Origin of the sequence: Paenibacillus sp. PK1-4R (assembly GCF_030369595.1) — a bacterium.
Taxonomy (GTDB): domain Bacteria; phylum Bacillota; class Bacilli; order Paenibacillales; family Paenibacillaceae; genus Paenibacillus.
On sequence record NZ_CP126535.1, the window covers coordinates 5,783,741 to 5,795,878 of the forward strand.

Below are 12,138 nucleotides of genomic sequence, written 5' to 3' on the forward strand. Positions count from 1 at the left end.
ATTGCAGCCTCTTTCAGATATATTCAACCTATTATATTCAACCTATTTTTCGGTCGTCGTCATCTGTAGAAACTGCTCAATATCGGCAATAACCAAGTCCGCAGCATTTTGCCAGAATTCCGGTTGTGTCAGGTCCGTACCCAGATGTTTCTGAGCAAGTTCTTCGACCGTCATACGACCTGTATCCCGCAATAAATCATCATATTTATCTGCAAATGCTGTACCTTCCTGCTGCGCTCTTGCATAAATTCCCCCACTGAACATATACCCGAACGTGTATGGGAAATTATAGAATGGCACACCAGTCAGATAGAAATGCAGTTTGGATGCCCAGAAATGAGGATGATCTGATGCAAGTACACCGCAGAACGCTTCCTGCTGCGCCTCCACCATTAATTTGGATAATTCATCCGCGTTGACCAGGCCTTTTTTGCGTTGTTCATAGAAACGATTCTCAAACAGGAACCGGGCATGGATGTTCATAAAGAAAGCTACACTTCTCTGTATCTTGTCTTCCAGCAACGCCAGCTTCTCTTGCTCATCTGTTGCCGCCTGCACCAGGGCATCTGCTACAATCAGTTCAGCAAACGTGGACGCTGTCTCAGCCACATTCATCGCATAACGTTGATTCAATGCAGGCAGCTCTTCCATAATGTGTTGATGATAACCATGACCAAGTTCATGCGCAAGAGTCGACACATTAGATGGTGTCCCAGAGAAGGTCATGAAAATTCGGGTTGCTTTGCTAAGTGGCAAAGACGTACAGAATCCGCCTGGACGCTTGCCAGGACGGTCTTCTGCTTCGATCCAGCGTTTCTCAAAAGCCATCTCTGCAAACGAGGAAAGTTTAGGACTGAACTTGGCAAACTGTTCAACAATATTGATTGCTGCCTCATCGTAAGTGATTTTGCCACTTGATTTACCTACAGGTGCATCTACGTCGCTCCAGCTGAGCTTGTCTACCCCCAGCAGTTCTGCCTTCCGCTCCAGATATTGAACAAGCGCAGGTTTGGCACCATTAATCACATCCCACATCGTATCCAGTGTCTGACGTGACATCCGGTTGATAGCCAGAGGTTCTTTGAGGATATCATCCCAGCCACGTTTCTCATATAACTTCAGACGGAATCCCGCGAGGTGATTCAGCGTGTCAGCGCAGAAATCTTCGACATCGGTCCAAGCCTGCTCCCAGTTTGCGAATACCGTCTCACGTACATTCCGATCACTATCGCTCAGCTTGTTGGCAGCCTGTCCTGCGGAGAGCATCACCGTTTCCCCATCTTGCTCAAATGGAATGTTCACCTTGCTGACGATCGTGTTGTAGAATTTGCCCCAACCATGGTAACCATCTACACCCAGATCCAGAGCAAGACCTTCCAGTTCAGGCGACAGCTTCTCACGAGCCAGCGTGCGACTCTCGTTCAGTACAAATGCCAGCGGCTGAATATCTTCCCGAGCAATCCAAGCGTCCCACACCGAATCTGATGTCTGACTGAGTGTATTATCGAACTTCGATTTACTGCCGTTCAGCATCGCACCAAGGGAACTGATGGCGCCTTGAAGCTGCGTTGCCTTTTTGTCCTTCTGGTTTTGCGATGAGAGGCAGGATACAAACGCAGAACCTTCCGATACGCGCATATAACAGCTTTGCAGCAGTTCCAAAATCGGATCAAATGCAGCCGTCTCTTCTAATGAAGTCGGTGCAAGTGTTTCGTTCAACAGATGTTGCAGTTTACGTACATCCTCTTCCAGTTCAATCAGATACGCAGCAAATGTCTCGGAGGAAGAACCTCCACTAAAAATGGACTCCAGATCCCATACGGGGTGTAATGGCGTTTTCATTTAATAAGGCACCTCTCTCTATAAATTGGATGGTTAGGATTGAATTAAAAACTGGTTTTCTGTGAGCCATATCTCTATACTAGAGAAATAGCTACAGAGGTTGTTCAAAAAGTCCACTTTTGATTACGAATCATGCCTAACGGCATCATCAGCATCGAATATGAAATTCAGCCGAAATAAGCGGATGCTTACGAAGGTTGTTTCCTTTGGAAACAATGTAGTTGCTCACGTAGTTTGCCTACGCTCCGCTACTCCATTTCTAGCTTCATTCCATCTTCTCGGTACTGAAAACCAGACTTTTTGAACATGTATTTATAGTAACTTTCAGGAGGTAAACGTATGAAACCTTTACAAGTATCGGCTGATACAGCCGTCAAATTAGCAGAATCCCTGGGCGTACCTTTGGAGCACCTGATGCACATGCCCCAACATATCCTGATGCAGAAGATTGCGGAACTCGCCAAACAAGAAGCCTCCAAACCTTCCGCACCAGAAGGCGAACAAGAATGATTCCATTTGAGAACAGCTGGCCTTACGATATTGTGATGGGAGACATCTATGTACAGCAATGTCCCTACTGTCATGCAAGCAACGTGCTGCTCCCCCTCAAACCAAAAGAGCTTGTGCTCATTCGCGAAGGCAAAAAGAAATTACTGGTCTTTCCCTGCTGTAATACAAGCATGACCGTGATCGACAACGACAGTGACTATTTGTTATCCAACCGTCCTGTCCGTAACTAATGCAAGATCAACTTAGAGGGGGCTGCGCTTCGCAGCCTCTTTGTCTGTTTCCAGCATCTCTTCAGGGAGTTCCAACTTACTTGAAATCATCTGCTCACGCAGCACAGCCCACTGTTCCCTTGAAGCACGAATCATGGCCGCATCAGTGATCCGCTTGTCATGAATGACCTTGCTGAACCATTGCACTGCTTCATTAAACCGTCCTACCCTACGGTTCAATTCCCCGAGCAAATACAACAGTTTGGCTTCATTGCCACCCGTTCCTTCACGTTCGAACACCTTCACATAGGCTTCAAGGCTAAATTCAAGAAAACGATGTTCCTGTGCATGGTCTTCCATATAACGATACAACCAAGCTATATGATGCAACAGACCAGCGACGACACGATCTTTCTCCTGGATAACCTGTGCGCATAACAAAGCAAGCTTGTACGTAGCCAGCGCCTGGTCCAGTGTCCGTGCTCCGCTATAATCACGTTTTACCCAGCGATTACCGACCTGTTCCTTAAAAGCCTTGCGCTGAGCATCATTCAAATGCTCCGTTGCGTTCTCCGTGGAGGCAAACCCGCACTGCGGACAGATGCGAACCACATAAAAATCTGGATTCTCCAGCTTGTAGTACGCACAAAAATCCGAATCCGTCCGGTAGGGCCTTTTCAAACTCGGTCTTACCCGAGAGGTTTCATACTCGGTTTCGCAATAATGACAGGTCACCTTCACCTTATATAGCGGCTCTAATTCCAATCTCTTCCATCCCTCTCCCGTACGCTTATAATCATATTCGGAACTACGGTGTATTCACAAAATGATGTGCAGGCCCAGATAAACGCTGCAGGATAAATGAATGCAAGGGCTCCTCCACACCGATCTGTGTTAAGGCTTGGTCCATACACGCAAGCCACGCCTCAGCCCGTTCAACCGTCACTTCAAAATGCATATGACGGGCACGCATCATCGGGTGTCCAAACGCCTCGGAAAACAGCCCTGGTCCTCCAAAAAACTGAGACAAAAACATATACTGCTTGTCGATGACCGGCTGAATATCTTCCGGGAAAAGCGGAGCCAGCTGCTCATTCTGCTGAACGATCGGATAGAAAGCCTCGACCAGTGCGCGAACACCTTTCTCACCGCCAAGATTGTCATAAATACTCAAACTGGGATTCATTCGTCTGATTCCCCTTTCTGATGTCGAATTTTGCCATATATTACACGTTCCGTGAACATTGTGAAAACAGTAACAATATCCAGGCCCCAAAAGCCTTTATCTCCATTCTATCAAAAAAAACCAAAAAGTCCTATATAACATGAAATCATCAGCACATGTAACCTGCCATCTGTATATAGGACTTCTTCAAAACATAACACAAAAAAAAGCGCCAACCGCATAGGTTGGCGCACTAGATATTCCATTAATAACTCCGCCAGTCCTCTTCCTCAGAGCGTACCAGCGAGGCACGTATCACATATACAAAAGCACAGACCAGGATTCCGGTGACAAGACTCATGATCATCACTCCATCCGAATTGAATTCCACCTTGGAGACAATTAGGTGACGTTCAGGCGTTTTTCTCATTTTAGCATACATCACTCAAAAACACAGCCACTTTTGCAAGCGCTTTCTACGTATAATTTTGTACTGTTTGTCCACTTTTTTTCATATATTGATGGCAATAGACATCACAGACTTCCGCACACCGACCATTCCAAAAATAAAGGAGAAGAATTCATGGCTGCTTCACAACGACTCACCCATGTCCTGGTCACACTCGCTCTCCTGATCCTTTGTGTGTTAATGGTCTTGTATCCAGCGGAAACCTGGCATGCAGGTGTACGCGGACTGTCCATCTGGTGGGACGTATTGTTTCCCTCCCTTTTTCCTTTTTTGGTGCTGTCCGAGCTGCTGCTCGGCTTTGGCATTGTTCATTTTCTAGGTACCTTACTGAATCCACTGATGCGTCCATTGTTTCGTGTTCCCGGAAGCGGTGGTTTTGTATTTGCCGTGAGCTGTGCATCCGGTTATCCTACAGGGGCAAAACTGACCGCCCAGTTATGGGAACAAAAGCTGGTTACCCGGGAAGAAGGAGAACGGCTCGTTGCCTTCACGACATCATCCGATCCGATCTTTATGATTGGAGCCGTATCGGTTGGGTTCTTCCATAATGTCGCCATCGCTCCAGTATTGGTTGCGAGCCATTACGCTGCAGCTTTTCTGGTGGGTATGCTCATGCGTTTTCACGGGGGTACAGCAAAAGGCTCACAGCCAGACATCTCTTCTGCATCTCCATCGGAGGAGACACCTCGAAACAGACTGGTACGGGCCATCTATGCGATGCATGAAGCCAGAAAGGCTGACGGACGGGAATTCGGTGAACTGCTGCGCCAGGCAGTCTCCTCATCCCTTCGCCTTATTATTATCGTAGGAGGGCTGGTTGTATTCTTCTCGGTCATGATGGAGCTGCTTGTACAGACAGGTTGGCTTGGCGGATTATACGGGATAACCGAGCAATTGTTACGACATAGCGGACTGCCTCCATCCTTATCTCCTAGCTTGGTCGGTGGGCTGTTTGAAGTAACGCTGGGGAACAAAGAGGCTGGGAGTGCCGGGGCATCCATCCCACTCGTCTATAAAGTAGCAGCAGCAGCCTTTGTTCTCTCCTGGGGCGGATTTTCCGTCCATGCACAGATTATGAGTGTTCTTAGCAACACACCCATGAGATACGGTCCATTTCTATTCGCCAGAGCGATTCATGCGCTAATCGCACCTGTGCTGGTCCTGCTGTTATGGACACCCATGATGGGGCGTTCCTCTTCACCCGTTCTCATGGAGCCCGGTTTCATCCCATCGTTATCAACATATACACCGGACTGGGGACTGATCTTTTTGTCCGGAATGATTGTTTTTGTAAGCCTCATCGTGTTGTTGTTATTCCTTGCGATATTAAGTTCCATTCTCAAGCCTAGACGACATGCCAAAAATAAGTGAACGATTCATCTATATTTAACGGAATATGCGCCCAAACGTTGTGTTCTTTCGCGGAATTGATTATCATCGGTAGTATAATGACCACAAAGGAGCTTTCATCTTGAGATACTATGTTCAAGACCGCGGAGACCAGTTATCGATTGATCTCAGTCAGCAGTTTCATGCGCTGGCGAAGGAAGAAGGGTTCAAGCTGGATGCAGAATCGCCGGAGATTGTTATCTCCATCGGGGGCGATGGTACGATGCTACAGGCATTTCACAATTTCATCGACCGCATTCCGGATATTGCTTTTGTTGGGGTTCATACAGGCCATCTCGGCTTTTACGCCGATTGGAAGAAGGAAGAATTACGCGAGTTAGTCAGGCTGATGAGTGGCAAAGGAGATCCGGAACGTCTCAAACCACGCATTGTACAATACCCGCTATTGGAGCTTGAGATTCGGAAAAAGTCAGGGAATTCCTCTTACATCGCCCTTAATGAATTTACGTTAAAAGGTGTAGACGGTACCGTCGTGGCTCAGGTTGATATTAACGATGTGACATTTGAGATGTTCCGTGGGGATGGCATCTGTGTATCCACGCCATCAGGCAGCACCGCATACAACAAGGCCCTTGGCGGTGCCATGGTTCATCCAACCATCGAGGCCATTCAGATTGCGGAGATTGCATCGATTAATAACCGGGTCTATCGGACACTTGGTTCACCGGTTATTTTGCCCAAGCATCATCATTGTGATATTTTCTCCCGCAAGGATCAGCGGTTATTGATGACCATTGATCATGTGAATGTGATGGTGGAGGATCTGATCTCCGTCCGTTGTCAGGTATCCAGTCACAAGGTCAGTTTCGCGCGTTTCCGCCCTTATCCATTCTGGAACCGGGTTCGCACGGCATTTCTTGACTAAAATAAACACACCAAAAAAGCGGTCCTTCTCAGGAACCGCTTTTTGCTTTGGCTTGAGGCTGATCTTTGCTCTTCTGAAGCACAAAGTACGCACAGCCAAAGTTACAATATTCATTGATATAATCCACCATACTGGCGATCGTGGAATCCTTTGTCGCTTTCGGATGGTTATCACGGTAAAAACCTTTTAACCTTAACTGGCTATAACCCCAGTCTCCGATAATATAATCATAACGCTCCAGCACTTCACTGTAACGATCACGGAAAACCTCTGGATTCCAGCCTTCTTTGTGGTTCTGGACGATTTCATAATTTTTGCCGCCGATCTGTACAATGACCGGTTCTTTGGGCTTTTCTTCAACTGACTCAACAACCGATTCCTGAACCGGCTCCTGGATCTGTTCCTGAAGTTGGTCCTGAATCTGTTCTGTGTTTTTTTCTTCTTCCAATCCGGTATCCTCCATCACGCGTGTGTTGCCGCCTGTTCAGCATGTTTGGTAGCCGATTTCACCTGTTCATGCGCATGGTAAGAGCTGCGTACCATCGGGCCAGATTCGACGTGGCTGAACCCACGTTTTAATCCTTCCTGTTTCAATGCAGCAAACTCCTCTGGCGGATAATACTTTTCAACATACAGATGTTTCTCCGATGGCTGCAAATATTGACCAATCGTCATAATATCACAGTTTACCGCACGAAGATCATCCATTGTTGATAAAATTTCATTATATTCCTCACCTACACCAAGCATAATGCTTGATTTCGTTGGGATGTTAGGTTGCATTTCTTTGGCACGAGCAAGCAATTCCAGTGAACGTTTATATTTTGCCTTGGCACGTACTTTGTCTGACAACCGTTCAACCGTCTCAATATTGTGATTCAGGATGTCCGGTTTGGCATCCATTACAATCTGCAAAGATTCCCGATCGCCCAGAAAGTCTGGAATGAGTACTTCAACGCTGCACAATGGCAACCGCCGTCGCACGGCCTTTACCGTCTCTGCAAAGATCGTAGCTCCCCCGTCTTTCAGATCGTCACGGGCTACACTTGTAATTACGCAGTGTTGCAGATTCATCTGCTCTGCTGCTTCAGCCACACGTTCTGGTTCCTGCAAATCAAGCTCCGTTGGCAAGCCTGTATTCACCGCGCAAAAACGGCATGCCCTTGTGCAAATATCGCCCAAAATCATAAAAGTGGCCGTTCGATTGGCCCAGCATTCATAAATATTCGGACACCGCGCTTCCTCACATACCGTATGCAGCGTTTTGGAACGCATCATCGTTTTCATTTCCTGATAGTTATCGCCGGTTGTCAATTTGATCCGAATCCAATCCGGCTTCGGTTCTTTAACACGTTTAGCCAATGCATAAACCTTCTTTCTACTGAAGTTAGGCTGTTGCTCGGAACATATTATACCATGAAAGCGCTGGAAAAACCCCCATTTGTCACATCTTGTGCATTCATGCCCGATATGGACAAGTTGTATAATTCGATTCCCCCCCAAGAGCTTACATGGATAAAATGAGAACTTTTGAAGAACGCTAACCTTTAGCTTGGTTCATCGGGTACCTTGTATCATTCTAATGGAAAGGGGCTGCTTCCCAGTGCAACAACGCTTGACCTTCAGGCACACGTACCGCTTTTGGATCAAAACATTACTTGCAGGTACTCTGCTTCTCCCATTCTTGCCTGTTGAAGTTTACAGTGAACCCGCCCAGGCCGCTCCCAAACCACAGGCTGCCGAGTTAAAACCCGCAGAAATTTTCGCTGCACGTCGCCATTTATATGAAACCATCGGTCAGATGACCCAGATTCCCTGGTACAGGCTTGCTGCCATTGATCAGTATGAACGAACGATTACCCGTGCACACCCGAAGGATCGCAAACATCCGGAGCGGCTTACGGGCATCTTCATGACCCCTCCGGCCTGGAGAGGATGGCTAAATCCCGATGAGACGGATCAACATCCGGAATCCATTCTTTTTTTCAAAGGATATGGACGTGATGGTTCAGGAGACGGTATAGCAGATGCCAACAATGATCAGGATGTGCTGTACAGCATGGCTTCTGTTATTCAAGGTTACGGGAACAAGCAAGAGGACTTCAACATTGCCTTGTGGGAATATTATCACAATTCCCGTGCTGTGCAACGGATACAGCAATTCGCGAAGTTATATGAGCATTTTGACAATCTGGATCTATTCGGACATGCCTTTCCAGTCCCGCTTGGAACCAACTACTCCTATCGCAGTACCTGGGGGACAAAAAGAAGCTGGGGTGGTTATCGCATTCATGAGGGAACAGATATTTTTGCTCCGCATGGCCTGCCTGTGCGCAGTACCTGTTACGGGGTCGTGGAAATCAAAGGCTGGAATCCGTTTGGCGGCTGGCGCATCGGAATTCGGGATTTGAACAACCATTATCACTATTACGCCCACCTCTCGGGTTTTGACAAAAGTGCACGCATTGGTGAAGTTGTGATCCCTGGTCAGGTTGTAGGTTGGGTTGGCAGTTCAGGTTACGGGAAACCTGGGACACAGGGCAAATTCCCTCCACATCTGCACTATGGGATCTACCGGGACAGCGGACTGCACGAATGGTCGTTCGATCCTTATCCACAGCTGAAACATTGGGAACAGGATGAACGCAAAAAAAAGAGCAAGAAAAGTAAGTGAGACGAGGATATGCTCTGTACGTGGAAGCAATTTGCAGTACACCACATGTCTTGACCCAAACCTGTAAATTGGCGGGATTAAGTCGATTCTCTTCGGCTCAGAGTACGATAAGTATTGGAAAAAGGGACCTCTTAGATAGAGGTCCCTTTTTCGCTTTGCTTTAGATATTTGTGTGTATCATGGGTGCGCGTCCTTATTGAGCTGAAATCCCCCATTCACATCAGGCAAATCATCCGGCTCAATTTCAAGTTCATTCCCTTGCAAAGGGTTTGACGGCGTCTGTTGCTGGTTCTGGCTAGGGGGATTCGTAGTTACTCCATTATCGCTTGATACACCCGTATGACCTGATGGCAGCGCAATAGCTGGGGCATTACTGCCGTTACTGCCCACTGGCTTGCCCTGATTATCGTAATAATACATTGGCACATCCCCGACAACCAGCAGGTAGGAAATCGGGATCTCCGTATCGACCGTTTCGGGCTCCATGTCAAATGGCACCACGACCGCGACCTCAGCAATGATGTGAATGTACACTTCCACCAAAATCATGTTAATACCCGCATTCTGCTGACGGGTGTTCAGGTCCACTTTGACAGCGCCCTGGGGCTCTATACGAACCGGTATACTCGGGCCAAATGAAGCCAGCACCGGACTGCCGAGCGCCTGCCCCAGCGGGATTTTTTCTTTTAACATGTGTACATTCTGCAGCGTGGATTGCACGATATTCATCGTACTTGCGGTGATTCGCATATGCTCATTGTAGTTCAGCATAAAACCGGACACTTTTCCGGCGGTATCCGTCTTCCAATCAATCAGTCCTTCGTTGGTTTTGCCATCTGCAACCTGTGCTGTAATTGCCTTGTTGATCGCTTCGGTCGCAATCTGCTTCACTCTGATCTTGGCCAAGTGCATGATGGGGGGCTTCATTTTCTTATCTACATAAGCAAAGCCCTGCATCAAACAAAACGCGGTGACCAATAAAATGATTAACCACATTTTGCGTTTGCCGCTTGGCGGCTTACGGCGTCTCCGGCTTCGCCATTTTCTTCTCATCATCGAAGTGTCCCTCCCCTACGGGATGAGCTATAGGCTATATGTTAACCTTATGCACCGTTGTCCCGAAAAAGAAGGACAGTACGTGGACACTGGATAGAAAGTAACAACAACATTAAAGGGACAAGTACTCCTCGTACTCCTCATTGGCTAAACTAACAGGAAATCGGAAACTACATAAACAGAGATAAAAAAACCTTTCACCCGCAGATTACTCTGCAAGGCGAAAGGTTTTACGTTCAGACCAACCAAAGATTCAGGCCATGTCTATCCTTTTATTTCGGAACAGATTCCCAGTCTTTCAGGAAACGTTCAATTCCGCTGTCCGTCAGTGGGTGTTTCCAAAGTGTCGGCAGAAGCGAACCCGGAATGGTGGCAATATGCGCACCGGAAAGGGCTGCATCCTCTACATGTTTGATATTGCGAATGCTTGCTGCGATAATCTCGGAAGGCAGATCATACATGTCCAGAATAAGACGCAGATCACGAATCAATTTCATACCATCCACCGCAATATCATCCAAGCGACCAACGAATGGACTGATGAAGGTTGCACCGGCTTTCGCCGCCATCAGGCCCTGTGCTGCGGAGAAAATCAGCGTAACATTGGTTTTAATCCCTTTTTGCGTCAACTCATGACAAGCGTACAGCCCATCTTCGGTCATCGGCAATTTAATGACTACATTTGGTGCCCATTCTGCAATTTCATAAGCTTCCTTCAACATATCCTCGGCTTTGAGACCGATGACTTCAGCACTGACCGGGCCTTTAACAACGCCACAGATCTCCTGAATGACTTCTTTAAATACGCGACCTTCTTTGGCAATCAAAGACGGGTTAGTCGTGACTCCATCCACCAGACCCAGACGTTCGATCCGTTTGATTTCTTCCACATTCCCTGTATCCAAGAAAAATTTCATGATATGTTACCTCCACTTGATGAATTCGTAAACACGATATAAGTCATTACCCGATTCTCATCATATGTTAACAGTTATATATAAAATTAATTTTTCTCTACAGCGTGACCGCCAAATTCATTACGCAATGCTGCTACCACTTTACCTGTGAATGTGTCTGTCTCCAGGGAACGGTAACGCATCAGCAAGGACAACGCGATAACCGGTGTAGCGGTTTGAAGGTCAAATGCCGTTTCTACCGTCCAACGTCCTTCACCGGAAGAGTGCATTACGCCTTTAATCTCATCGAGGTTTGCATCTTTGGAGAAGGCACGTTCTGTCAGCTCCATCAACCAAGAGCGGATAACGGAACCGTTGTTCCATACGCGAGCCACTTGTTCGAAGTCGAAATCAAATCCACTTTTCTCCAATACGTCAAAACCTTCACCGATGGATGCCATCATACCGTACTCGATACCATTGTGAACCATTTTGAGGAAGTGACCGCTGCCCGCTTTACCAGCATACAGGTAGCCATTCTCCACGGAAGTATCTTTGAATGCCGGTTCAACGATGGCCCAAGCTTCCGGGTCTCCACCGATCATATAACATGCTCCATTACGTGCGCCTTCCATACCGCCAGATGTACCTGCATCCATGTAGTGAATGCCTTTAGTTTTCATCTCTTCGTAGCGACGGATGGATTCTTTGTAGTGGGAGTTACCCGCTTCAATAATGATGTCCCCTTTGGACAACAATGGGCTAACTTCAGCCAGCACAGCGTCTACCACGTTGTGGGGAACCATGATCCACAATACACGTGGGGATTCGAGCGAAGCCACCATCTCTGCGTAAGAAGATACGCCTTCAGCGCCGTATTCTTTCATTTCATTTACTGCTTCAGCGTTCAGGTCAAAAGCAACCACTTCGTGTTTGTGATCAATCAGGTTTCTACCCAGGTTCAATCCCATTTTTCCTAATCCGACAAGTCCAAGTTTCATTTCAAAATCCTCCTGTTATGAACAATGTTTAAATTTCATGT

General features: G+C 47.2%; 14 protein-coding genes. 5 read left to right on the top strand and 9 right to left on the bottom strand.

The features are described 5' to 3' along the window. Positions 1-42 precede the first annotated feature (42 nt). Positions 43-1,842, bottom strand: coding sequence for a M3 family oligoendopeptidase (locus QNO02_RS25140; protein ID WP_289390342.1), 1,800 nt, complete (start codon positions 1,840-1,842; stop codon positions 43-45). A gap of 339 nt (positions 1,843-2,181) precedes the next feature. Here QNO02_RS25140 and QNO02_RS25145 point away from each other — a divergent pair, with 339 nt between their 5' ends. Both QNO02_RS25145 and QNO02_RS25150 read left to right on the top strand, forming a co-directional pair. Beyond that, complete coding sequence (locus QNO02_RS25145; protein WP_017692379.1) at positions 2,182-2,352, top strand: YycC family protein; 171 nt, start codon at positions 2,182-2,184, stop codon at positions 2,350-2,352. Continuing rightward, on the top strand, positions 2,349-2,582 hold the full coding sequence (locus QNO02_RS25150) for a hypothetical protein (protein ID WP_091037922.1): 234 nt from the start codon (positions 2,349-2,351) through the stop codon (positions 2,580-2,582). Before QNO02_RS25145 ends, QNO02_RS25150 begins: the two co-directional genes overlap by 4 nt. Before the next feature lie 12 nt (positions 2,583-2,594). Here the strand turns inward: QNO02_RS25150 and QNO02_RS25155 are convergent, their stop codons facing one another. From QNO02_RS25155 to QNO02_RS25165, 3 genes are all read right to left on the bottom strand, one after another. Further along, positions 2,595-3,326 carry a DUF2225 domain-containing protein gene (locus tag QNO02_RS25155; protein ID WP_091037923.1) on the bottom strand — a complete coding sequence of 244 codons (732 nt, stop codon included), beginning with the start codon at positions 3,324-3,326 and terminating at the stop codon, positions 2,595-2,597. Between the two features lie 43 nt (positions 3,327-3,369). Further along, complete coding sequence (locus tag QNO02_RS25160; protein WP_036605723.1) at positions 3,370-3,747, bottom strand: globin domain-containing protein; 378 nt, start codon at positions 3,745-3,747, stop codon at positions 3,370-3,372. A 244-nt stretch (positions 3,748-3,991) separates the two neighbouring features. After that, positions 3,992-4,156 (bottom strand): hypothetical protein, encoded by a 165-nt coding sequence (locus QNO02_RS25165; protein ID WP_155984997.1) that lies wholly within the window; start codon positions 4,154-4,156, stop codon positions 3,992-3,994. A gap of 153 nt (positions 4,157-4,309) precedes the next feature. On the opposite strand from QNO02_RS25165, the gene spoVV reads away from it, so the two are divergent. Both spoVV and QNO02_RS25175 read left to right on the top strand, forming a co-directional pair. Then, a complete protein-coding gene (gene spoVV / locus QNO02_RS25170) occupies positions 4,310-5,566 on the top strand; it encodes a dipicolinic acid transporter SpoVV (protein ID WP_289390343.1) in 1,257 nt (418 codons plus the stop codon). Positions 5,567-5,666: 100 nt separating this feature from the next. Beyond that, complete coding sequence (locus QNO02_RS25175) at positions 5,667-6,470, top strand: NAD kinase (protein ID WP_036673293.1); 804 nt, start codon at positions 5,667-5,669, stop codon at positions 6,468-6,470. Positions 6,471-6,498: 28 nt separating this feature from the next. Here the strand turns inward: QNO02_RS25175 and QNO02_RS25180 are convergent, their stop codons facing one another. Then, on the bottom strand, positions 6,499-6,918 hold the full coding sequence (locus QNO02_RS25180; protein WP_240768331.1) for a YutD family protein: 420 nt from the start codon (positions 6,916-6,918) through the stop codon (positions 6,499-6,501). A 14-nt stretch (positions 6,919-6,932) separates the two neighbouring features. Next, entirely contained in the window at positions 6,933-7,832 is a 900-nt protein-coding gene (gene lipA, locus QNO02_RS25185; RefSeq protein ID WP_017692371.1) for a lipoyl synthase, read from the bottom strand. Between the two features lie 241 nt (positions 7,833-8,073). Between lipA and QNO02_RS25190 the strand changes: the two genes are divergently transcribed. Next, on the top strand, positions 8,074-9,144 hold the full coding sequence (locus QNO02_RS25190) for a M23 family metallopeptidase (protein WP_289390346.1): 1,071 nt from the start codon (positions 8,074-8,076) through the stop codon (positions 9,142-9,144). A gap of 177 nt (positions 9,145-9,321) precedes the next feature. On the opposite strand, the gene yunB is transcribed toward QNO02_RS25190, so the two are convergent. The 3 genes from yunB to gnd all read right to left on the bottom strand — a co-directional run bounded on the left by yunB (position 9,322) and on the right by gnd (position 12,097). Beyond that, on the bottom strand, positions 9,322-10,200 hold the full coding sequence (gene yunB, locus QNO02_RS25195) for a sporulation protein YunB (RefSeq protein WP_091037929.1): 879 nt from the start codon (positions 10,198-10,200) through the stop codon (positions 9,322-9,324). Between the two features lie 272 nt (positions 10,201-10,472). Further along, on the bottom strand, positions 10,473-11,117 hold the full coding sequence (gene fsa, locus QNO02_RS25200; protein ID WP_249912808.1) for a fructose-6-phosphate aldolase: 645 nt from the start codon (positions 11,115-11,117) through the stop codon (positions 10,473-10,475). A gap of 86 nt (positions 11,118-11,203) precedes the next feature. Next, positions 11,204-12,097, bottom strand: a complete 894-nt coding sequence (gnd, locus tag QNO02_RS25205) for a phosphogluconate dehydrogenase (NAD(+)-dependent, decarboxylating) (RefSeq protein ID WP_062838007.1) — start codon at positions 12,095-12,097, stop codon at positions 11,204-11,206. Between the last annotated feature and the right edge of the window lie 41 nt (positions 12,098-12,138).